General features: G+C 69.4%; 20 protein-coding genes, 1 tRNA gene and 1 pseudogene. 6 read left to right on the top strand and 16 right to left on the bottom strand.

Features of this window, described 5'->3' with window-relative positions; genetic code table 11:
• Positions 1-30 precede the first annotated feature (30 nt).
• On the top strand, positions 31-576 hold the full coding sequence (locus ABZO29_RS20875; protein WP_367321714.1) for a hypothetical protein: 546 nt from the start codon (positions 31-33) through the stop codon (positions 574-576).
• A gap of 352 nt (positions 577-928) precedes the next feature.
• On the opposite strand, the gene ABZO29_RS20870 is transcribed toward ABZO29_RS20875, so the two are convergent.
• From ABZO29_RS20870 to ABZO29_RS20860, 3 genes are all read right to left on the bottom strand, one after another.
• Positions 929-1150 carry a hypothetical protein gene (locus tag ABZO29_RS20870; RefSeq protein WP_367321713.1) on the bottom strand — a complete coding sequence of 74 codons (222 nt, stop codon included), beginning with the start codon at positions 1148-1150 and terminating at the stop codon, positions 929-931.
• Positions 1151-1644: 494 nt separating this feature from the next.
• Positions 1645-1815 carry a hypothetical protein gene (locus ABZO29_RS20865; RefSeq protein WP_367321712.1) on the bottom strand — a complete coding sequence of 57 codons (171 nt, stop codon included), beginning with the start codon at positions 1813-1815 and terminating at the stop codon, positions 1645-1647.
• Positions 1812-2915: a hypothetical protein gene (locus tag ABZO29_RS20860; protein ID WP_367321711.1), complete on the bottom strand. Its 1104-nt coding sequence runs from the start codon at positions 2913-2915 to the stop codon at positions 1812-1814. Before ABZO29_RS20860 ends, ABZO29_RS20865 begins: the two co-directional genes overlap by 4 nt.
• Before the next feature lie 1100 nt (positions 2916-4015).
• Here ABZO29_RS20860 and ABZO29_RS20855 point away from each other — a divergent pair.
• Positions 4016-4717 carry a CBS domain-containing protein gene (locus ABZO29_RS20855; protein WP_367321710.1) on the top strand — a complete coding sequence of 234 codons (702 nt, stop codon included), beginning with the start codon at positions 4016-4018 and terminating at the stop codon, positions 4715-4717.
• 159 nt (positions 4718-4876) lie between these two features.
• Here ABZO29_RS20855 and ABZO29_RS20850 read toward each other — a convergent pair whose 3' ends face one another.
• The 3 genes from ABZO29_RS20850 to ABZO29_RS20840 all read right to left on the bottom strand — a co-directional run bounded on the left by ABZO29_RS20850 (position 4877) and on the right by ABZO29_RS20840 (position 8178).
• On the bottom strand, positions 4877-5929 hold the full coding sequence (locus ABZO29_RS20850; protein ID WP_367321709.1) for a class I fructose-bisphosphate aldolase: 1053 nt from the start codon (positions 5927-5929) through the stop codon (positions 4877-4879).
• Positions 5930-6047: 118 nt separating this feature from the next.
• Positions 6048-7073 (bottom strand): 6-phosphofructokinase, encoded by a 1026-nt coding sequence (locus ABZO29_RS20845; protein WP_367321708.1) that lies wholly within the window; start codon positions 7071-7073, stop codon positions 6048-6050.
• A 505-nt stretch (positions 7074-7578) separates the two neighbouring features.
• Positions 7579-8178 carry a cysteine hydrolase family protein gene (locus ABZO29_RS20840; protein ID WP_367321707.1) on the bottom strand — a complete coding sequence of 200 codons (600 nt, stop codon included), beginning with the start codon at positions 8176-8178 and terminating at the stop codon, positions 7579-7581.
• Positions 8179-8421: 243 nt separating this feature from the next.
• On the opposite strand from ABZO29_RS20840, the gene ABZO29_RS20835 reads away from it, so the two are divergent.
• Complete coding sequence (locus tag ABZO29_RS20835) at positions 8422-8769, top strand: hypothetical protein (protein WP_367321706.1); 348 nt, start codon at positions 8422-8424, stop codon at positions 8767-8769.
• Positions 8770-9135: 366 nt separating this feature from the next.
• On the opposite strand, the gene ABZO29_RS20830 is transcribed toward ABZO29_RS20835, so the two are convergent.
• The 4 genes from ABZO29_RS20830 to ABZO29_RS20815 all read right to left on the bottom strand — a co-directional run bounded on the left by ABZO29_RS20830 (position 9136) and on the right by ABZO29_RS20815 (position 13466).
• The gene (locus ABZO29_RS20830; protein WP_367321705.1) at positions 9136-10284 is read right to left on the bottom strand and encodes a WD40 repeat domain-containing protein; all 1149 of its coding nucleotides are present in this window, start codon (positions 10282-10284) and stop codon (positions 9136-9138) included.
• Between the two features lie 371 nt (positions 10285-10655).
• Positions 10656-11060, bottom strand: a complete 405-nt coding sequence (locus ABZO29_RS20825; protein WP_367321704.1) for a hypothetical protein — start codon at positions 11058-11060, stop codon at positions 10656-10658.
• A 303-nt stretch (positions 11061-11363) separates the two neighbouring features.
• Positions 11364-12182, bottom strand: coding sequence for a hypothetical protein (locus ABZO29_RS20820; protein ID WP_367321703.1), 819 nt, complete (start codon positions 12180-12182; stop codon positions 11364-11366).
• Between the two features lie 690 nt (positions 12183-12872).
• A complete protein-coding gene (locus tag ABZO29_RS20815) occupies positions 12873-13466 on the bottom strand; it encodes a DUF4291 domain-containing protein (protein ID WP_367321702.1) in 594 nt (197 codons plus the stop codon).
• A 26-nt stretch (positions 13467-13492) separates the two neighbouring features.
• Here ABZO29_RS20815 and ABZO29_RS20810 point away from each other — a divergent pair.
• Positions 13493-13720, top strand: a pseudogene (locus ABZO29_RS20810) (hypothetical protein); the annotation flags it as partial.
• Between the two features lie 305 nt (positions 13721-14025).
• Here ABZO29_RS20810 and ABZO29_RS20805 read toward each other — a convergent pair.
• The 3 genes from ABZO29_RS20805 to ABZO29_RS20795 all read right to left on the bottom strand — a co-directional run bounded on the left by ABZO29_RS20805 (position 14026) and on the right by ABZO29_RS20795 (position 15945).
• Positions 14026-14099, bottom strand: a tRNA-Pro gene (locus ABZO29_RS20805).
• Between the two features lie 33 nt (positions 14100-14132).
• A complete protein-coding gene (locus tag ABZO29_RS20800; RefSeq protein WP_367321701.1) occupies positions 14133-14906 on the bottom strand; it encodes a Pr6Pr family membrane protein in 774 nt (257 codons plus the stop codon).
• An 88-nt stretch (positions 14907-14994) separates the two neighbouring features.
• A complete protein-coding gene (locus ABZO29_RS20795; RefSeq protein ID WP_367321700.1) occupies positions 14995-15945 on the bottom strand; it encodes a metallophosphoesterase in 951 nt (316 codons plus the stop codon).
• Positions 15946-16054: 109 nt separating this feature from the next.
• On the opposite strand from ABZO29_RS20795, the gene ABZO29_RS20790 reads away from it, so the two are divergent.
• Positions 16055-16519, top strand: coding sequence for a GatB/YqeY domain-containing protein (locus ABZO29_RS20790; RefSeq protein WP_367321699.1), 465 nt, complete (start codon positions 16055-16057; stop codon positions 16517-16519).
• A gap of 184 nt (positions 16520-16703) precedes the next feature.
• On the opposite strand, the gene ABZO29_RS20785 is transcribed toward ABZO29_RS20790, so the two are convergent.
• The gene (locus ABZO29_RS20785; RefSeq protein ID WP_367321698.1) at positions 16704-18968 is read right to left on the bottom strand and encodes a transglycosylase domain-containing protein; all 2265 of its coding nucleotides are present in this window, start codon (positions 18966-18968) and stop codon (positions 16704-16706) included.
• Positions 18969-19375: 407 nt separating this feature from the next.
• Here ABZO29_RS20785 and wblA point away from each other — a divergent pair, with 407 nt between their 5' ends.
• Positions 19376-19714 (top strand): transcriptional regulator WblA, encoded by a 339-nt coding sequence (gene wblA, locus ABZO29_RS20780; protein WP_367321697.1) that lies wholly within the window; start codon positions 19376-19378, stop codon positions 19712-19714.
• 74 nt (positions 19715-19788) lie between these two features.
• On the opposite strand, the gene ABZO29_RS20775 is transcribed toward wblA, so the two are convergent.
• Together ABZO29_RS20775 and ABZO29_RS20770 are read right to left on the bottom strand one after the other, a co-directional pair.
• Positions 19789-21141, bottom strand: coding sequence for an ArsA family ATPase (locus tag ABZO29_RS20775; protein WP_367321696.1), 1353 nt, complete (start codon positions 21139-21141; stop codon positions 19789-19791).
• On the bottom strand, positions 21138-22115 hold the full coding sequence (locus tag ABZO29_RS20770) for an ArsA family ATPase (protein ID WP_367321695.1): 978 nt from the start codon (positions 22113-22115) through the stop codon (positions 21138-21140). The genes ABZO29_RS20775 and ABZO29_RS20770 overlap by 4 nt, the downstream gene beginning before the upstream one ends.
• Positions 22116-22145 lie beyond the last annotated feature (30 nt).

The raw sequence follows: 22145 nt of genomic DNA, 5'->3' as shown, positions 1-22145 counted from the left end.
CTGGCCGCCCGGCAGGACGGCGACCACGCGGTGCTGTCCTGGCAGCCCGTCTCCGGCGCCACCGGATACCTGGTCCACCGCTACTGGGGTGACGCCGCAAACCCCGGTACACGGATCCAGGACCAGCCCGTGACGGGCACCACCGTGACCGACACCGCCGCGCCCCACCCGTCCTCCAACGCCTATTACGCGGTGGTGGCCGTGGACGCCGCCGGGGTGCGCTCCGAGGCGGCGGTGCTGCCGTGGGTGGGCGACGGCTACGGCGCCTCCATGGCCTTGGCCGCGAGCGGCTCCGCGGACGGTGTGCTGCTCACCTGGACGTGGTTCTGCCAGAGCGAGTGGTGCCCGGAACCGTCCTCGGTCGCGGTCCAGCGCTGGAACCCCGCCACCCAGGTGTGGGACGAGCTGACCTCGACCCTGCCCGGCACCGCCGTGTCCTACCTGGACACCGCCGCACCGGCCGGGGCCACCTCCCATTACCGCGTACAGGTCTACGGCCAGGACGGCGACACCCCGGGGCAGATGGGTTACGGAGCCGTCCCCGGCACGCGCCCGGCGCCGCCCACCTCGACCTGACGCCCCGCCGACCCGCCGCCCGTCGCACCGATGGGCGGCGGGACGCGGCTGGGAGCAAACCGGACAGCCCGCGGGCAGCTGCCGAAACCACCGCTAGCGACCGCTAGGCGGCCTTGGGTCGCGCCGCACGCGTGCGCGGGGCGGGCTCCTGTGCATCCTCGGACCAGGAGATCTCGTCCTCTCCGAAGTCCGGGGCCTGGAAGGGCTCTGTCGTCGGAGGCGGCGATACTGCGGTGGAACGGCGGGGTTGCCCTTCCAGAGCGGAGAACAGCGACGTCGGGTCGATGATGGGTCTGCCTTTCGTTACAGGTCCCTGATAGGGCCTGGCGTGCCGTGACCGGGCACAGCGGTCCTACAGCTTGGTCATCTTGGCGTACGGGCTCAAGATCCGCATCTGCGCCGAGCCGAAATCCACGAGAGCCGCGATTCCGTCCTCGATGCCGACCACCCGGCCGAGGCCGTACACGTCGTGTGTGACCTGGTCCCCCATGGCGAAGTGCTTGGGAGCCGGTGTGACCGGGGCCTTGAAGGGGCTGGTAGGCAAATGACGCTTCGGTGTCACGGGCTTTGTCATGGCTCAGTATGGGCCTACGTGCATCCCGCTCGCTGTGGCCGTCGGCACAGATCCAGACGGGAACAACCGCGTCACGCCGCTGACCTGGTGTTTCGAGACCGGTGAGGTCATGCATCCGGCACGGCTGTGGCACGAACCTCAGCGGACGACAGTCCGCCGCCAGTTCCTTCAGCCGCCTGGTACCGGGCCCGCGGATGCCGGCGGAACGGCTCACGCGCTTCGAGGGCGTCCGACCCCGTACGTTCTCACCGGCTGGTGATGTGTCGTATACGTCAATAGGCCGGTACGCCTCCTCAGGTGTCTCCTTCGGCTCTCCTGGGTCGGCTGACGGTGGTTTAACGTCTTGTGCCAAGCCCAGGACCCCGGCCGAATGTGGGCCGACCCCTGCACGCCGATCTCGGACCGGCTTTCCCTGCCCGGCTTCCTCCCGCGTGGTGGGCGGGGATCCGGTGTCCGGCCGGCGGCGGGAGGGGGACGCCGGCCGGACACATTTGTCACCGCGCCGGTGACGATGCCGTCGTCCACGAGGACGACGTCACCGTCCGCGCCGGGCCGGTCCAGTCCTCGGTCTCCCGCGCAAGTTCACGCAGCCGGGGCCCGTCCGGTGCGAGGCGCCGGGCGATCTCGTGGGCGACCGGGACGCCTCCGCGCGGGACGATGATCACAGGGCCAGGGGCGAGCGACGGGAGAGGACCTCCCGGACCGGGCGCCGGGGCGTGGGGCGCACGAGGCCGACGTAGCCGAACCGCAGGACGATCTGCGGGTGGCGTCCGGCCGCGGACGTGCGGCGCAACTGCTCGCGCAGCGCCGGCAGTTCGAGTGGCTGGGTGTGCAGGGCCGCGCACACGTGGTGGGCGGCGGCGTGCAGCAGAACCCGCTGCAGGCCCTGTCCGGCCCGCAGCCAGTCCTCGGGGAGATCCTGCCCGGTGTTCAGCAGGGCGGCCAGACCGAGGGTCGGACGAGCGGGCCGGGGTGAGATGTCCTTCCCGTAGCCCAGGCGGGCGTGCGCGGCGTAGTCGCGTCCGGCGAAGGCGGTGGTGTCGGGGTCGCGCGGAAAGGTGTCGGAGGGCAGGCCGTCGTGGCGGGCGCTACCCCGTGGGGTGGTCCAGTTGGTCAGCTCGAGGCTGTAGGCGGGGTGGCTGCGGCGTACGGCCTCGGCCGTACGGATCAGTTCGGCGGCCCTGCGCAGATCTTCGGTGCTGCTGAGGGGCGACAGCTCGGTGCCCTCGTGGCGAGCGTGCTGTTGCAGCTCCCGGATCAGCGTGACGGGCAGCGGGTCCGGCTGGAACGGGCCGCGGTGGGTGTGCCGGCGGGTCAGAGCGGCGTACATCGCCTCCTCGGCCGCTTCCGGCCGCAGATACGGTCCCCAGCGGACGGTCGCCAGATGCCAGGGGGCGGCCGTGTCCGGGAAGACGCGGACCCGGGGCAGGAAGCCGAGATGCCGCATGGCGATCCGCATGTTGAACAGGGCGGCGCCGCAGCCGATGACCAGCTCCCGGCCGACGGGGTCCGTGACCGGAAGCCGACGAGAGGTGTCGGCGTGCAACTGCACCTCGCCGTCCTGGCTGACGAAGCGCCAGGGCTGGGTGTTGTAGAGGGAGGGCGCCATGACGGCCGCGCGGACCAGGTAATGGGGTGCGTGATCGGCGGGTGAGCGCAGAGCGGTCATGGCCGGTACCGCCGTTCCGTCGTCGGATTCGTACTCATCGGCGCGCACCCGCGAGGCGGCCGCCTTCCCGGAGTCGTTGGCATGAGAACGGCTCATGGGAGGGCGTCGTGCGGGAGCTCCGGTTGTGACCCACTTCGCGCGGAGAGGCCACACGACCGCCTCGCGGGCTCACCACCGAGCATCGGCGGTGGGGAGCACCGCCCGCAGGGACTCGAAGGCCCCGGCTCCGGGCCGATCGGCCCATGCGCGGTCAGCGGCGGCGTGGTTGAGGAAGGGGCGGGGACGGCGAACGTCTGACCGGCTCGGCGGTAATGGGCCGGTAGGCGTGATCTGTGACCCGTTGGGCTCAAGCGTCGTGCGGCGCACCGTCAAAGGATGGGAGTGAATGAGGAGTTGACCAGACGTCAACCGGCCGAGGAGGAGAAAAGAGTCGAACGGCGATGCCGAGCACGCTGTCCACACCCCAGCGTCACACGCTGCCGGCAGCCGGCACCACGCTGCTGATCGGGCCGGCGCGCGCGGATGACCACGCGCGCTCTGCTTGTACCGGGAACTGTCGCCGGAGAGTCTGCGGTTGCGGTTCTTCGCCGCCGGCCGGCGCTCGGCGGGTCAGGCTGCCGCCGAGACGTGCTCGCCGCCGCGCGCCGGCTACCTGGCGCTGGTGGCCCGGGCCGGTGAGCGGATCGTGGGCATCGCGGAGTACGGCACCGCCGTCGACCGGTCGCCCGAGCCGGCCAGTGCGGAGACCGCCCCGGCCGTGGCGGACGACTGGCATGACCGCGGAGTCGGCACCCTGCTGGTCGCGCACTTGGCAGGGGCGGAACGGGGCGCGGGCATCCGCTGTTTCACGGCCGACGTCCTCACGGAGAGCCGGGCGGTGCTCCAGCCGAGGGGCGCCGGCGTCGTGGCCGTCGACGCCGGCCTGGACGTGCCCGTTCTCCCCGATGTTCTCGTCGATGGCCGTCGGGCAGCCTGCGCGCGCCGCGCTACCGGGAGAAGTTCCCGGAGGTCGGAGTGCGGATCGACACCGTGTGGAGCGGCCGAGCGGGCCGCCGGCACAGGCGAAGGCTCGGTCCCAGGTCGGCTCGTCCACGTACGCGTTGCTGCACGGGGCGCACTGCCCGGTCGTTCTCGCACCCGTCGGCCGAGGACGACTGACGGGACCGCAAGCCGAAGGACGAAGGGAGGAAAGGGCGATGATGTACTGCAGGATCAAGGACGTCATGACCCACGAGGTCGTGCGCGCCCACGGCGAGACGCCGTTCAAGGCGGTCGTCCGGCTGCTGTCGGACAACCGCATCAGCGGGTTGCCCGTCGTGGACGACGAGGAGAGGGTCCTCGGGGTGATCTCCGAGACCGATCTCCTGCAGCATCAGGCGCAACAGGTCGAGGGTCACGAGCGCAGGCACGTCCGTCGGCCGAAGCTGACTCGCGCGGCCCGCACGGCCGCGGCCAAGGCCCGCGCCAGGACCGCGGATCACCTGATGACCCGGCCCGCGATCACCGCCACTCCGGACCACTACGTCACGGAGGCCGCGCAGATCATGCGCGAGCATCGCGTGGAACGGCTGCCCGTGGTGGACGACAAGGACCGTCTGGTCGGCATCGTCACCCGCGGTGACCTGCTGCGGGTCTTCCTGCGCACGGACGAGGAGATCCGCCGCGAGGTGACCCGACGGGTGGCCCTGGGGCTCGATGTTCCCCGCTACGTGGTGGACGTCGGGGTCGACGCGGGAGTGGTGACACTGAGGGGGCATCTGGAACGGCGCGACGACGCCGAACTCGCGGCGCGGATCGCCGGTCACGTGGACGGCGTGGTGGCGGTCACCAGCCGCCTCACCCATCACCGGACCAGCACTCGGGCACGGTCCGCCGTTGGGGCGTCGGGACACATGTGAGGACGAACCCGGATCTGCGGGCAACGATGTCGAGAGTCGTTCGCCCCGTCCCCGGAAACCGGACGTGGTGCGAGAGTTCACGACTCCGCGAGACGGCGACAGCTGCGCCACCTGGCTGCGCACGGAACGCGTGAGGCGCCCCCCGTCCGGGCCCGGGTATCAGGCGATGGTGACGCTGTCGTCGAGGTAGACGTCCTGGACGGCGTGGAGGAGTTCGATGCCCTCGCCGGTGGGGCGCTGGAAGGCTTTGCGACCGGTGATGAGGCCGGTGCCGCCGGCCCGCTTGTTGATCACCGCGGTGCGGACGGCCTGGGCGAGGTCGCCCTGACCGGACGAGGCGCCGCCGCTGTTGATCAGCCCGACGCGGCCCATGTAGCAGTTGGCCACCTGCCAGCGGGTGAGGTCGATCGGGTGGTCGGAGGTGAGCCTGTCGTACACGAGCGGATCGGTGCGGCCGAAGCCGAGCGCGGGGTAGCCGCCGTTGTTCTCGGCCTGCTTCTGCTTGACGATGTCTGCCTCGATGGTCACGCCGAGGTGGTTGGCCTGGCCGGTGAGGTCGGCCGACACCGAGTAGTCCGTGCCGTCCTTCTTGAATGCCGGGTTGCGCAGGTAGCACCACAGGACGGTGAACATGCCGAGTTCGTGGGCGCGTGCGAAGACTTCGCTGACCTCCTGCAACTGCCGGTCCGACTGCTCGGAACCGAAGTAGACGGTGGCGCCGACGCCGGCCGCGCCGAGGTCGAAGCACTGCTGGACACCGCCGAACAGGATCTGGTCGTAGTGGTTCGGGTAGGTCAGCAGTTCGTTGTGGTTGAGCTTCACTATGAAGGGGATCCGGTGCGCGTAGCGCCGGGAGACGGCTCCGAGCACGCCGAGTGTGCTGGCGACGGCGTTGCAGCCGCCCTCGACGGCGAGTTCGACGATGTTGGCGGGGTCGAGGTAGCGCGGGTTGGCGGCGAACGCGGACGCCGCGGAGTGCTCGATGCCCTGGTCGACCGGCAGGATCGACACGTACCCGGTGCCGGCCAGCCGACCGTGGTCGAAGAGGGCCTGCAGGTTGCGCAGCACCCGGGGCGAGCGGTCGGTCGCGGCCACCACCCGGTCGACGAAGTCGGGGCCCGGCAGGACCAGGTCTTCCCCGGGAATCCCCTGGGCGGTGTGGCCCAGCAGGTCCTTGGCGTCGTCGCCCAGCAAGCCTTGGATGTCCGTCATCGTTGCACCCCCAGGAGGTACGTACGGCCTTCTCTCGGTTCACTGCCCACCGTGCGGTGCGGCGTGATCGTCTGACAGAGCCCGTTGGACCCCTGACGGGGGTCGAGCGACCCTCGCGTCAGCCGAAGAACACCTCGAACTCGTCGTACAGCGACGGATCCACCACCTTGGTCCTGCCCCGGGTTTCGTCGAGGGGGACACGGACGATCTCGGTGCCGCGGAGGGCGACCATCGTGCCGAAGGCGCCGTCCTTCACCGCGTCGACGGCATGCAGCCCGAAGCGCGTGGCCAGCCACCGGTCGAAGGCGCTCGGGGTGCCGCCGCGCTGGACATGGCCGAGAACCGTGGTGCGGGCTTCCGTGCCCGTGCGCCCCTCGATCTCCTGCGCCAGCCACTCACCGATGCCGGACAACCGCACATGGCCGTACTCGTCCAGCGACCGGTCCTTGAGGATCATCTGTCCCTCCTTGGGCACGGCTCCCTCGGCGGCCACGACGATCGGCGCGTAGTTGATCTTGAAGCGGTTCTTCACCCACGCACAGACCTGGTCGATGTCGAACGGCCGCTCCGGGACGAGGATCACGTTGGCGCCGCCCGCGACGCCGGCGTGCAGGGCGATCCACCCGGAGTGGCGGCCCATCACCTCCACCACCAGGGTCCGCATGTGCGACTCGGCGGTGGTGTGCAGGCGGTCGATGGCCTCGGTGGCGATGCCGACGGCCGTGTCGAAGCCGAAGGTGCAGTCGGTGCCGGCCACGTCGTTGTCGATGGTCTTGGGTACGCCGACCAGCTTGACCCCCTGGCGGCTCAGCTCCGTGGCCGCGCCGAGGGTGTCCTCGCCGCCGATCACGATGAGCGCGTCGATCTGGTGCGCGGCCAGGGTGTCCTGGATGCGCCGCACTCCGTCCTCGTGCTTGAGGGGGTTGGTGCGGGAGGAACCGAGGATGGTTCCGCCGCGTGGCAGGATCCCTCGCACGTCGGCGATGTCCAGCGGCATCACCTTGCCGCGGAGGGCGCCGAGCCAGCCGTCGAGCAGGCCGACGCATTCGAAGCCGTACTCCTGGACGCCCTTGCGGACGACGCTGCGGATCACGGCGTTGAGACCGGGGCAGTCACCGCCGCCTGTCAGCACTGCGATCTTCATGGCTTCCTCCCTATCTCCCCGGGCGGAGGCCGACCTTCGATCACGACGTGGTGCGCCGCAGGACAACTCCGCGAACGTGTGGCCGGAGAGCCAGGTGTCTCTTTCTCCATCATGAGTGCCACAGACCCTGGCGGCGACTCCCATGGGGCCTGCCACTGAGGACCTTCGGCCCCGTGACCGGGCGTTACCGGCGTCCGGTCATGAACAGGGGACGTGCGGAAGTGAGGCCGATGCCCGGCACGACGACCACCGGCCCGTACGAGGTCACGGTCGGCGGCGCCGTACCCGCGCGAGGACACGGCCCGGGCGAGTGCCGTCCGATGCCGCTGCCCGGCTGCCGCGCGCCCGGCAGGCCGGGCGCGCGGCGCCTGCGGCCAATCCGGGAGTCTCCACCGGCCGCCGGCCGGCCCATACAGCTGTTCGATGATGGGGATTCCCCTCGTGCACCTCGGCCGTCACCTCCGAGGGCGCGGGGCCCAGCGTCCGTTGCAGTACGTCCCGGGCCTCAGTCCGGGACGTCGTCGGCCTTTCCCACCACGATGGCGAAGAGGTCGGCCATCCCCGCGAGCGAGGCTTCCTGCAGCTCCGTGGCCGTCACCGGCCTGCCGTCCGCTCCCGCGAGCTCGCGGGTGGCGGTCGCGGCGGCCACGACCGTCGGCCGGTAACCGAGGTTGAAGGCGTCACGTGCGGTGGAGTTGACGCATATGTGCGTCATGAAGCCGACAAGGACGAGGTCCTGGCGGCCCGTCTGCCGCAGCCGCGTGTCCAGATCGGTCCCGAAGAACGAGCTGGGGTGATCCTTCGTGATGACGGGCTCACCCGGAGCGGGCGCCACCTCGGCGCTGATCCGGCCGATGTCGGCACCGAGATCGTAGGGCGACCCCTCGCCCGCGTCGTGCCTGACGTGGACGACCGGGACGCCGGCCGCGCGTGCCCGGGACAGCATTCGGGCCGCTTCGGCCAGCGCGTCCTCGACGCCCTCCAGCCTCATGACACCCCGCCGGTAGGTGTTCTGACAGTCAATCATGATCAGTACGGAGTCCTTCAGCGCCGCCGGCCGGCCGGTCAGGCCGAGCAGGCTGCGCAGGGTCACTGATGCGGACATGGTCCTGGGCTCCTTTCACGTCCGATACCGGGACGCTAGAACAGGCAACGCTGCAACCGCGCTGCACCCCGAGCCGACCCGCACCTGACGATGTTTTGGCCCGGCTGTTCGGCCTTCGCCCAGGGGCCTGACGGCCCATACACGGAGTCCGCCGACCCGGACAGCATGGAAGGACGATGCTCAAGCGCGCCGCGGCGGACCGTGCAACGTTCCGCCACGAACACGTCCGGAGGTGAGGGGCCGATGTCGGTTCACGACGAGTTGGTGCATGCCCGGCATGCTCTCGACGACTTGCTCCGAGCGGTGGATCGACTCCAGATCCGCCTCGGGAACGGCCCGGACGTCCGCCGGGCCCGGGCAGACGCCGACCACCTGCGGGAGGACCTCGAACTGTTGCGGCAGAACGCGGTGGCCGAGACACCGACTCCGGATCCCGCGCAGCCGCAGATCGTCTTCATCCCCCGTACTCCGTACGATCCCTCGATGTGGGCCGGTTGCGAGGACGAAGGCATCGGCTCGCGCCACGGTCCCGAACGCCGGCAAACCGGCTCGGCACATCGGTCGCCGCGCTGGGCCCCGGGAAGGTCGTGAGGCTCGGTTGCGCGGCGGGGCGGCGTCCGCGCTGCCTGATTACGCGTTGGTGGTGAACCGCTGACCGGGTCTGATGGAGGCTCTGAGGGTTCGGGGTGCGATGGGGGCGTCCTGGCTGCGCCCGGGCCCACCACGACGCGGCCGGAATGCCTCAACCAGGGCCGCGCCGAGGGCGGCCGCCCCGTGGCCACCCCGCGCCATGCCGGCCGGCTCCTCCTCGCCAACGCCGAAGATCTGCGCCCGACGGAGGCCGCTCTGCTGGAGAAGACTGCGGCGGCCTGCCCGGAGATGACCGCACTCGCCGATCTCGTACGCGGCTTCGCCGCCCTGCTGAAACCGGTGGACCGGTTGGGATTCCTTCCTCGCTCAAGGGGGCGCGCGCCAGATCCGGGCGGTCCCGTCACTGCTGACGGTGGTGATGGTGCGGCCGTCCGGGGAGTACGCGACATCGTAAACGTAATCTTTGTGTCCCTTGAGGAGCTGGAGTGCGGTACCTGTCTCGACATCCCAGACCTGCAAAGTGTTTGCCCAGGACTCGTTTTCGGCGTGGTGACTAACCACCAGGGTGTGGCTGTCCGGGGCCCAGGCAACCTGTCGCACCTGCCCCCGTATCAGGAGACCATGCAGGCCACGTAGCGTTCGGAGCGTTTTGCCGCTCGCCGGATCGACCAGCCAGACGTCGTCGCCGCTGCGCTCCGCCAGCAAGCTCCCGTCCGGGGCGTAGACCGGATGGCTTCCCCATGACGACCACCGCGCAGCACCTGTCTCCGTGTCCCAGGCTTGAACCCTTTGACCATCGGTGACCACAGTCCGTCCGTCCGGCGCGAACCCGACCGTCCAGTCGAAATACCCTCCAGGCGGGTCGAGCGGGTGTACCTGGGCACCGGTGGCGACGTCCCAGATGCCGCCCTGCCGGTGGGCCACGGCGGCGATGGTCCTGCTGTCCGGCGCGAATGCCGCATCGCTGGCTGCGATGTCGATCTTGTGGCGGAGCGCGCCGGTGGCCACGTCCCAGAGCTGCAGATGGTCACCGGTGGTCGCGATCGTACGACTGTCGGGTGAATACACCAGCTTGCTGGCGCGCAGCGGCACCAACCCGTCGGGATGGGCGACCGGGACCTTGATCACGGTGCGCGTGGCACCGGTCTGCGTATCCCAGATCTGGATCGTCTGCCCGTCGTTCAGCTCCATCGCCACCGTGCCGCCGTCCGGTGCGAAAACCACCTCGCCGTTGGAGTACCCCGGCGCATTGGTACTGACGGCGAACCGCAGGATGTGTCGACGCGTGCCGCTGTCGACATCCCACAATTCCACAGTGCCCTTGTCACCCCAGGCAGCCAGGGTGTGCCCGTCGGGCGAGTACGCCACCGGGCCGCTCAACGGCAACGTCCGCAGCGTCACGCCGTCGGACGACGCGGTGGGCTTGTACAAGCCCAGGATATGGCGCACCTGCGTGTACGCGAGGGGCGCGATAGCGGCGAGCAGCCCGACCACCAGCATGACTGCCACGCTCACTCGCCCGCCCCTGCGTTTGCGCTGCGGTCCGGCACCGGGGGCGTAGACGGGCCCACGCGGAACCCCGAACCCGCGGTGGCCCGCTTGCGGAAAGGCCGACGGCGGCGTGGGTCTCGGGTCGCTCACGGTTGAATCCTTTGAGTCGGGTGCGTCGTGATGGCGCTGACCAGACCTGTACCGGCCCAATGCCAGCATCAGTAGAGCTACTTGAGTGCATAGGTGGGCGGAAACGCCTCTCAGCGATCTGTAGAACTCCCGCATCGACCCGAGCGACGGAAACGCAACCACGTGCGCCAGCTCGAATTCCTCGGCTTCACGGTGGGCCGGATCGAAAACACGAACCAACGGATGCTGGCCGTGCCGTGGCGGTCCTATCCACCGGCCAAAGTCCTGATCCGGTGGACCTGCCACGTGGCGAGCGTCTGTACCTCGTAGGTGGAGATGTGCTCGCCCTCGTGATCGAAGATCAGCAGATGGGCGACGACCCCCCCGACGCGCAGGAACACGTGAATGTTGTACCCGTCGTCGTAAGCGAGGGTGTCATCGGCGTCGGCCTGGACCGACAGCGGAACCCGCGTCTGTCCCCCTCTGTCCTCTTCTACCGCGACATACGACTTGAACCCTGCCGAGGCGTGGTCCTCGGTGTCGAAAGCCAGCAGCGTAAACCTCGACTCCGTGGACGACTGGCCGAAGAGGTTTTCCGCTTTGGCGGTCACACCTGCCAACGGGCAGCCTTTGTCGATGTCGCAGCCATTCACGGATGTGGTCTTCTCCATGCGTTCCCACCCCTGGGGGGCGTGGGACTCGCTGGGCAGCGCCTGACCGAGCCGAGCCGCGTTCCATCGCACGGCGACCTCTTCGACCTCACTGGGCGTGGGCGTGGGGCTTGCCGGGGAGGGTGACCCCGAGTGCCTGGGGACGGCTGTCGCCCCACAGCCTGTAAGCCCCAGCGTCAGGACGGCGCTTACGGCGAGAGCCTTCATCCAACGAGGCATTGCGATCCTTGTTCTGTTCGAGGCTGAGCGGTCGGCCCAGTCACCTATCAGCGGGGAAAACAGCAGCGAGGTTAATGATCAAGCTCAGGGGCGGTGCAGGGTGATGACCGAGGGGGTGCCCGGGTCTCCCGTGACGACGAACATCTGCGGCTGGTCGACCGTGCCGGCCGCCTGCCAGTCACGGAGGGCGCCGCAGCCCGGGATCGTGAGCGTGATGCGGTCCCGCGGTCCGCCGTGGGCCGGGCGGCCGGCCTCGGGCTGCGGTATGAAGGTCCACGTCCCGGTACCCGAGCACGGCCACGGGTTGGCGTTCTCGTCGACCAGCGGCAAGTTGTCGCCCTCGGCCTCGCCGTTCTCGCCCAGCCGCAGCCGATACGCGCCGCCGCTGCCGATCCAGTCCCCGACGTACTGGCTCCGGTCGAGCCGGGGCGGCTCGTACGCGTGCCAGCCGGTCCACTTCTGGAGGAACCCGCCGACCACGGCGAGGAGCAGGGCAGCTCCGGTGACAGCGCCGATCCGGGCCGCCATCGCGCCCCACCCGAGCGACCGGTGGTGCGCGTACCAGGCTGCCGTTACCGGGAGTAGCCCGGTGCCCGCGATCCAGGCCACCGTCCACCCGACCGGGACGTCCCACACGGAGACCGCCCACGCCATGTGGACCGCGGTGACCGCGGCGGCCCCGAGCACCGCCCGCAGCGCCGCCCATGGCGGGGCCGCCAGGAGCCGGGCCAGCGCCATGGCGGGCAGGCTGAACAGCAGCCAGTGCAGATACCCGGCGAGGACCACGAGGAGGAGCACCCTGGGCGCATAGGCAAGGGCGCCACCGGCGAAGCCGAGGCCGTGGTCGTCGCGCATGCCGGCGGTGGCGAGGAAGATCGCTCCCGTGACGACGAGCTGCGCCATGAAGGCCAGCTCTGCCCCGGTCGCCAGGTGCGACCACTTCCCGCCGGGCGCTGGAGGGGTGGGCTTCGGACTCGGCTGCAGAACCATTACTGAAACCCCCAAGCCCTGGGCATCAGCCTGGGCGTCACCCTGACGAAGCGAATCACGCGGCGTTTGCGGCGGGCGCGCACGGCGCGCGTCACCCGCGTGATCCCGTGGCCGAGCGGCCAGGGCGGCGGGGCGAGGCCCATGACGAAGACGTCACACCACACTCCCAGGGCGGCCATGACCAAGGGGCCAGTCGCCACCCACAGGACCGACGGGAGGAGAGACAGAGCGATCCACTCTTCCGCGCTCATCGCCGCATCCCCCGCCATCGCCAACCGTGAACACCGCGCGCCGCAGAGCCCGTCCTTCGAGCCGTAGCCGATCGCCCGTTTCACCTGGGAGTTTCCCAGACGGCCCCCTTGGCCGCCTCGGGGGAAATACGCATTCGCACACGTATGCCGGGTGGCTCGGCAGCGGACTCGACCGAGAACTCGGCGGCGGGGCCGTCGCCCCCTGATCACCATACGGCAGGGCGGTGCCTCGCCCACGGCCCGGCGACCACCGGCGATCGCGCTCAACAGGGCGGCCGCGGTCGGCGCCCGACCCGCTCGAGGGTCACCAACCCACCTGGCATTGAGAGGTCATCTCAATTGGCGGCTCTTCTCACCGGTGCAAGTGGTCCAAGCCCCCTACGGGCACTGGGTAGGAATGCTCTGCGGGTAGGAGGCGTCGTGCTGCAGTCAGGTCGCCATCCCGTACGTGGTCGTGAATCGTGTGCGCAAGTGTGGTGATGTCGGTGATGGAGACCGTCCACTCGTCCGCGTAGCGGTGTGCGGCTTCTCCTGTGAGACCCAGTTGCAGCGAGCGGTGAGGAAGCGGCTGCAGGTGCAGGTCACGTTCCGGGTCCCACTGGACCCGAGCCGGAGACCGCTTCAACTGGCGTTTCCAGGTTGCGCGGTCAGGGTGCAACCCGTGCTCATAGTGGGCCAGGCAGGCATGTTCCAGTGCCCATTCGAAGCCTTCACGGGTGATCTCTATGGCGAGGACAGTTTCCTGGCCGTCCTTGGAGCCCCATCCGCAGCGGTACATCATCCAGAGGAAGGAGGGCTTGATCCACGTCATCCGGTCCCGCTGCCAGGCTGCCGGGAAGCGACCGTCCCGGGCCGCGGGATGGCCGATCTCCGGCCCGTACGCCTGGTAGACGGTGACCGTGGAAGCCGTGTAAAGGGCGCGGATCTGGTGCTTGGGTTCTGCCACGGTGACCAGCGTGAGGGCACCGTTCGATGCGTGCCATCGAATTAGCGGCATACTTGGCTGTCGAGCCTGCGGTAGCAGAGGCGCGCCCCGTACCCGTGATGGCGCACCCTTGGCCAGGGGTGCCAGCACGGGGCCGGAATGCCTCAGGCCGTGCCGATGCATGCTGGCTGCCGATCGCACGAGGCCTCACTCCGCACGGGCTCAGGCACTCCCACAAGACAGTCATGGAGGAACTCGGGACCCCACCCAAACTCATGGACGAACGCATGGGGCACGAGGATGGCTCGGTGCGAGCCCGCTACTCGCACATCACGTCGCGGATGAGGAACCGGCTTATGGACGAACTGACCGAGCAGTGGGAGGAGTCGTTGGCGGCACGGTCTGCCATGCACCCGCGGTCACCGGTGCGCGCTCGATGCCTTGCTGAGAGCGCGCCAGGGGTGAAGCTCGGGGAGCGGATTTCCTTGATCCACTCCCCGCTCACTCCCCAGAGGCCCCGAGAAACGAGTCAGGGCCGGTTCCCGTGAAGGGAAACCGGCCCTGACCTGGTGTTTCTCTGTCGGGGTGGCGGGATTTGAACCCACGACCTCTTCGTCCCGAACGAAGCGCGCTGCCAAGCTGCGCCACACCCCGATGTCGCTGCTTGTCGCGGCGACGACGTTTACTTTAGCCCACCGGTGGCCGGAGACGAAATCCGGTTTTCGGGCGGGGGCGGACGGGGTTCGGGCGGGTGTGGTCCAGGGCTACCAGGAGGAGTGCCAGGGCGTAGAGGGCGAGGCTGAGAAGGAGGGCGTTGGTCAGGACGGCCTGATAGCCGTGCCGGTCCACGTCGAGGAGGGGGTAGAGGTAGCGGCCCGGCGTGCCGGGCAGGAGGAGCTCCGCTCGGACCAACGTGAACGCCAGGTACGCCGCGGGGTAGAGCAGCCACTTGCCCGCCTGGCGCAGGTGCAGGTGGTCGGGGGCGGTCAGGAGCAGCCAGTCCAGGATCGCCGCCACGGGGGCGGCCGTATGGAGGATCGGATCCGCCAGTGACTCCCAGCCCGCCGCTGACGTGCCCGTGATCGAGTACGCGGGCGTCGCCGGCAGCAGGTGGTGGCCGAGCATCGTGATCACGGCGTACAGCAGCGTTGCGCCTGTCAGGGCCGACGGCAGGGGGCGGCGGGCCGTCCAGGCGCGGCGGGCGGAGAGGGCGAGGACCACGGCCAGCAGGATGCCGCTCTGGACCGAGAAGTGGCTCAGGACGCGGAGAGGGGAGCCGAGCGTCAGGTCTACCGCCACGGCTCCCGCAGCCGCCGCCGCTGTCAGCAGGCGGAACGCGGCGACCAGGGGGCGGCGCGCTGGGGCCACCACCGCCGAGGCCGGGACGCGGGAGGGTGGTCGCTTGGGTCTGCCCGGGACCGCGGGGAGGTCCGGGATGTCCCTGGGTATCGGGGCGATCATGCCCTCACGCTAGGCGGGGCGGACAAAGAGGGCGATGCGGACGATCCGTGTGGGTTACCCCCCACCGTCTGGCGACCCGGCCTGGTCCCTACTCCCGACCCCCTACTTCCTGTCCCCGCTCCACCAGCGTCAGCAGCGTCGCCTCCGGTGGGCACGCGAACCGTACCGGTGTGTACCTGTTCGTCCCGCAGCCCGCCGACACGTGCAGGTACGCCGTCCTGCCCTCCGCCGTGTGTGTGGACAGGCCCTTCACACGGTCCGTGTCCAGGTCGCAGTTGGTGACCAGCGCTCCGTAGAAGGGGATGCACAGCTGGCCGCCGTGGGTGTGGCCGGCCAGGACCAGGGGGTAGTCGTCCGCCGCGAACGCGTCCAGCACCCGCAGGTACGGCGCGTGCACGACGCCTATCGAGAGGTCCGCCGACCTCGAAGGGCCGCCGGCCACCTCCGTGTAGCGGTCCCTCTTGATGTGGGGGTCGTCCAGGCCGGTCAGCTCGATCGACACGCCGCCCTCGACCTTCAGCGTCCCGCGTGTGTTCGTCAGGTTGAGCCAGCCCGCCGCGTCGAAGCCGTCACGCAGGTCCTCCCACGGGTTGTGGACGACGTCGACCGCGGGCGGGTTGCCGTTCAGGCCGTGGCGGCCCTGGGCCTTTTCCAGCAGGTAGCGGGCCGGGTTGCGGAGTTTCGGGCCGTAGTAGTCGTTCGAACCGAAGACGTACGCGCCAGGGAACTCCATCAGGGGGCCCAGCGCGTCCAGGACCTCCGGCACGCCCTCCGTGTCGGACAGGTTGTCGCCCGTGTTGATCACGAAGTCGGGGCGCAGGCCGGCCAGCGAGCGCAGCCAGCGCTGCTTCTTGCGCTGGCCGCCGACCATGTGGATGTCGGAGACCTGCAGGACGCGCAGCGGAGGCATCCCGGCCGGGAGGACCGGGACCGTCACCCTTCGCAGACGGAAGGAGCGGGTCTCGAAACCCGCCGCGTACACCAGACCGGCGGCTCCAGCCGCCGCGATTCCCAGAGGTACTCCGTATCGCGCGCGCATACGTCCATCGTGTCAGACGGCGCCCAACTCCCGTGCCCGGCCGCCCATCGAAGCGGCGCCCGCCAAATCCGCGGGCGTCCCGCCCCCCACACCTGCGACAATCAAACCCATGACCACGCTCAAGTCGAAGCTGCAGGAAGACCTCAACGCCGCGATCAAGGAGCGCGACGAGCTCCGCTCCTCGACGCTCCGGCTGACGCTCGCCGCGATCACCAAGGAGGAGGTCGCGGGCAAGGAGAAGCGCGAGCTCTCCGACGACGAGGTGCAGAAAGTGATCGCCAAGGAGGCGAAGAAGCGCCGTGAGGCCGCGGACGCCTTCGCGCAGGGTGGTCGTGCCGAGCAGTCCGCGCGGGAGAACGCCGAGGGCGAGGTCCTCGCCGCGTACCTGCCCAAGCAGCTCAGCGACGACGAGCTGAACGCGATCGTGGCCCAGGCCGTCGAGGACGCGAAGGCGGCCGGTGCCGAGGGGCCGCGTGCCATGGGTGCGGTCATGAAGATCGTGAACCCGAAGGTGGCCGGGCAGGCCGAGGGCGGCCGGGTCGCCGCCGCGGTCAAGAAGCTTCTGGCCGGCTGAGGGACGCCCTTACCGCTTTACGGCGGCTGAGCCACACCCCTCTTACGAGCCGCACCCTCTTACGGCCATACGGCCATACGGCCATACGGCCATACGGCCATACGGCGATGGGGCGCCCCTCTTCGGAGGGGTGCCCCATCGCCGTATGCGCCGGACCGGCGAGCGGACCGGCGGACCCGCTACATCACGGGAAGTTGCCGCCGTTCCCGTTCCCGTTGTTGCCGGCGTTGTCGCCGCCCTGGATCCAGCCCTCCGGGATGGAGAAGCTGGGGTTCGGCGTCGTGCCGTCGCCCGTGCCGCCGTTGAGCAGGCCGCCGAGACCTCCGCCGTTGCCGCCGTTGTTCCCGTCGTCGTCGCCCCTGCCCTTGTCCTTGTCGTCGATGTCGGGGATGGAGACGAGGTTGAAGGACTCGGCCGGCTTGCCGGAAAGGGCGCCGCTCATGGCGTCCTTCCAGATCGGGCCGGGGACCTGGCCGCCGTAGACGAGCTCGTGGTAGACGCCGCCGATGGTGATCTGGGTCATCTTGACCTTCTGGGTGGCGCTGCCGACCCAGACGGCGCCGGAGAGGTTCGGGGTGTAGCCGACGAACCAGGCGTTCTTGCGCTCGTCCGTCGTACCCGTCTTACCGGCGCTCTCGCGGTCGGTGAGGCCGGCCTGCTGGCCCGTACCGGAGTCGACCACGCCGCGCAGCAGCGTGTTGACGGTGTCCGCGGTCTTCTCGCTCATCGCGCGCGAGCACGTCGACTTCGGCACCTGCAGCGACTTCTGCTGGTTGCCGACCTTCTGCGTGATCGACTCGATGGCGATCGGCGTGCAGTACATGCCCCGGGAGGCGAAGGCGGCGTACGCGGTCGCCATCGTCAGCGGGGAGATGCCCTTCGAACCGAGCGCGATGGCGGGCACCTCGGGGAGCTTGTCACCGTTGCCCTGCACCACGTGCAGCGCGTCGGTCATCTTCACCACCGGGCAGAGGCCGATGTCGGAGATCATCTGCACGAAGTAGGTGTTGACCGACTTGGCCATCGCCTCCTTCAGCCGGTACGGCCCCTTCTCCGACGCGCTCTCGTTCTCCACGGTCGCGCCGTCCTGGTTGACCCACGGGCTGCTGTCGCAGGTCTGGACGGGGCTCGGGTAGTTCATCTCGTACGGCGACGAGTACGCCTGTGTCGCGGGCCGGCCCTCCTCCAGCGCGGCCGCGGCCACGTACGGCTTGAACGTCGAACCGGTCGGGAAGCCGAAGTTGGAGCCGCCCATGTTGGAGCCGACCGAGTAGTTGATCTCGGTCTCGTTCTTGCCGTAGCCGTACGGCTTCGACTGGCCCATCCCCAGGATCTTGCCGGTGCCGGGCTCGACCAGGGTGGCGGCCGCGGCGACCTTGTCGGACTTGTAGACGTGCTCCTTGAGGGAGGACTGAACCGACTTCTGGGCCTGCGGCTCGAGCGTCGTGGTGATGGTCAGGCCGCCCTGGTTCCAGACCTTCGCCCGGTCCTCCTTGGTCTTGCCGAAGACCGGGTCGCTGAGGAAGACCTTCTCCACGTACTTGCAGAAGAAGCTGGCGCCCTTGACCGCGGTGATGCAGCCGTTCTTCGGCTGGCTGATCTTCAGGCCCAGCGGTGTCTCCTTGGCCTTGTCCGCCTCGGCCTGGGAGACGTCGCCGACCTCGGCCATGCGCTGCAGCACGGTGTTGCGCCGCGTGGTGGCCTCCTTCTCGTCGTTCACCGGGTCGTACCGGCTGGGCGACTGGACGATGCCCGCGAGGAGCGCCGCCTGCGGCAGGGTGAGGTCCTTGGCGCGCTTGGAGAAGTAGCGCTGGGCGGCGGCCTCGACGCCGTATGCCTGCTCGCCGAAGAACGTGATGTTCAGGTAGTTCTCGAGGATCTTCTTCTTGCCGAGCTCCTCCTCCACCTGGATCGCGTACTTCAGCTCCTTGATCTTCCGGCCGAGGGTCTGCTGGGTGGCCTCGGCGACCTTCGTCGGGTCGTCGCCGGCCTCCTCGACGAAGACGTTCTTGACGTACTGCTGCGTCAGCGTGGACGCGCCCTGCGAGACACCGCCGCTCTGGGCGTTCTTGTTGAGCGCGCGCAGGATGCCCTTCAGGTCGACCGCGCCGTGCTGGTAGAAGCGCGAGTCCTCGATCGCGACGATCGCCTTCTGCATGTAGGGCGAGACGTCCTTGAGCTCGACCACCGTGCGGTCGCGCGAGTAGACCGTGGCGATCTGCCCGCCGTCCGCGTCGAGGATCGTGGTGCGCTGGCTCAGTGGTGGCGTCTTGAGATTGGCCGGGAGCTCGTCGAAGCTCTCCACCGATCCCTTCGCCGCGAGACCGAGCGCGCCGAACGCGGGCAGCGCGATACCGGCCAGGACGGCTCCCGCGAGCACACTGACACCGAGGAACTTGGCGGCCTGCTGCGTTGCCGACAGACCACCGCCCGAGCGCTTCTTTGGCATGAGGGCAGCCTACGTTCTCATTCGCCGGACACGCGTATAGGCATTGGCCTAAGCTGCTCTCAACTGTCACGGCAGTAGGGCCACGTATCAATACGTCCGGCGACCCCGAATCGTTCTGGTCGTACCCCAATTTTTTTCTGGGGGCGTGTCCGAATCCGCCTCGTGTGTCACCTGGCGCCCGTTGTGACGCAATGCAACTGTCCCGTTTTGCCGGGAAAGTCACGCATGTCGCCAGCTCACTCCCCCGGGTGATCTGCCGTTTACCCATAGTCCGTTCGGACCATTCAAGATTGGGCCCGAAGGGGGTGTTGCGCTGTGCCCACCTTCCGTAACGTCCTCAACTGGCGGCGGTGAATATGCCGCTGCCGCCGTGGGGGAGCCTCGATTCGGGAGAGGACGGCGCCGGTATGGGCTGGGTAGTCGACTGGAGTGCGCAGGCGGCCTGCCGCACTACCGATCCGGATGAACTGTTCGTTCAGGGAGCAGCGCAGAACAGGGCCAAGGCGGTGTGCACCGGATGCCCGGTACGCACCGAATGCCTGGCCGACGCGCTGGACAACCGCGTCGAGTTCGGCGTGTGGGGAGGCATGACGGAGCGGGAGCGCCGCGCACTGTTGCGCAGGCGGCCCACTGTGACCTCCTGGCGTCGGCTGCTCGAGACCGCGCGCACGGAGTACGAGCGCGGGGTGGGTATCGTGCCCCTCGACGACGACGAGGTGTACGAGAACTACGCGGCGGTGAGCTGAGGGGAGCCCTCGGCTCAGCTGTCGGAAGCCTCAGCTGTCCGAAGCCTGTGGTCCGAAGCCTCAGCTGTCCGAGCTCAGGTGTCGGAAGTCTCAGGCAGCTCCGGCCGGTTGGCCGCGAGCCGGTTTCCGATGTCCCGCAGCCCCGCGAGGTCGTGCACATCGCCGGGCAGCGCGGCCACTTCGGCCACCGCCACCTCGGGGTGGAGCGCGGTGAAGCGGTCACGCGTGCGCTGCTCGCGGGAGAGCAGCTGCATACGCTCGGCGTGCAGCCTCAACAGGCCTGCCGTGATGTCGTCCACGGTCCGGTCCGCGCTGGTGGGGGAGCCGGACCCGGATGCGGGAGATTCTGAACTGCCGTACGTGTCGGGAGAGTTACGAAATCCAGCTTTCCCGTCCTCCTGATCCACAATGCGGGACTCCGCAAGATTTTCCGCAGAACCGGGATCGACGAGGTCAAGACTTTCCGCGGCGGCGAGCGCCCGCTCGGCAGACAGCTGGGCGGCGCCACTGCCATGCACCCGGTTGAGCACGAGTCCGGCCAGCGGCATGTCCTCGGCGGCCAGCCGTTCCACGAAGTACGCGGCCTCCCGCAGCGCGTCCCGCTCCGGCGCCGCCACCACCAGGAACGCCGTCCCGGGCGCCTGCAGCAGTTTGTACGTCGCGTCCGCACGCGTCCGGAACCCGCCGAAGGTGGTGTCCATCGCGGCCACGAACGTCTGGACGTCCTTGAGCAGTTGACCGCCCAGCAGCTTGCCCAGGGTGCCGGTCATCATCGACATCCCGACGTTCAGGAACGCCATGCCCGCGCGCCCGCCCAGCTTCGCCGGGGCGGTCAGCAGCCGGATCAACCGTCCGTCCAGGAAGGACCCCAGCCGCTTCGGCGCGTCCAGGAAGTCGAGCGCCGAGCGGGACGGCGGTGTGTCGACGACGATGAGGTCCCACTCGTCCCTGGCCCGCAGCTGGCCCAGCTTCTCCATCGCCATGTACTCCTGCGTGCCCGCGAAGCCCGCCGAAAGCGACTGGTAGAAGGGGTTGTTCAGGATCGTGGCAGCCCGCTCGGGGTCCGCGTGCGCCTCGACGATCTCGTCGAAGGTGCGCTTCATGTCGAGCATCATGGCGTGCAGTTCGCCGTCCCCCTCGACGCCCTTCACCCGGCGCGGAGTGTTGTCGAGCGAGTCGATGCCCATGGACTGCGCCAGCCGGCGGGCCGGGTCGATGGTGAGGACGACGACCTTGCGGCCGCGCTCGGCCGCTCGCAGGCCGAGTGCGGCGGCGGTCGTCGTCTTGCCGACCCCTCCGGAGCCGCAGCACACGATGATGCGGGTCGCCGGATCGTCGAGCAGGGGATCCAGGCCGAGCACGCGTGAGGGGGAGAGTCGGTGGTGGGCGTGGGAGTGACCCTGGGACGGGGCCGCGTCCGGACTCATGACATCCCCTGCTTCCGCAGCTCGGTGGCCAGTTCGTACAGACCCGCCAGGTCCATGCCCTCGGCGAGCAGTGGCAGTTCGTGCAACGGCAGGCCCAGCTCGCCCAGGACGGCGCGCTGTTCGTGCTCCAGCAAGTACCGCTCGGCGTACTCCTCGGCCTGCCCGAGGAGCGGGTCCACCAGCCGCTCGGCGTGCCCGCCACGCCGCGCCCCGCCGAGCCCCGCGGCCGACAGGGACTGCGCGACGGCAGCGCGCGGTGTGCTGCGTACGAGTTCCAGCTCGGCCGCGTTCAACACCTCGGGCCGGACCATGTTCACGATGATCCGCCCCACCGGCAGCCGCGCCGCCCGCAGCTCGGCGATGCCGTCCGCGGTCTCCTGGACGGGCATCTCCTCGAGGAGGGTCACCAGGTGCACGGCCGTCTCGGCCGACTTGAGCACTCGCATGACCGCCTGCGCCTGATTGTGTATCGGTCCGATCTTGGCGAGTCCCGCGACCTCGTCGTTGACGTTGAGGAAGCGCGTGACGCGACCGGTGGGTGGCGCGTCCATGACGATGTAGTCGTAGACGAACCGGCCGGACCTGTCCTTGCGCCGTACCGCCTCGCACGCCTTGCCGGTGAGGAGTACGTCTCTCAACCCGGGCGCGATGGTGGTGGCGAAGTCGATCGCACCGAGTTTCTTCAGGGCCCGACCGGCTCCCCCCAGTTTGTAGAACATCTGGAGGTAGTCCAGAAGGGCCAGTTCGGGATCTATGGCGAGGGCGAAGACCTCGCCGCCACCCGGAGCGACGGCGATCTTCCGTTCCTCATAGGGCAGCGCCTCCGTTTCGAAGAGTTGTGCGATGCCCTGCCTGCCCTCGACCTCGACGAGAAGCGTCCGCTTCCCCTCTGTCGCGAGGGCGAGCGCTAGTGCCGCGGCGACCGTCGTCTTTCCGGTCCCGCCCTTGCCGCTGACGACCTGGAGCCTGCTCACGTCTTCGAGCGTAACCAGTCGCCGCGCGCC

The organism is Streptomyces sp. HUAS ZL42 (assembly GCF_040782645.1).
In the GTDB taxonomy this organism is placed as follows: domain Bacteria; phylum Actinomycetota; class Actinomycetes; order Streptomycetales; family Streptomycetaceae; genus Streptomyces.
This window is presented reverse-complemented; position numbering and strand designations above follow the sequence as displayed.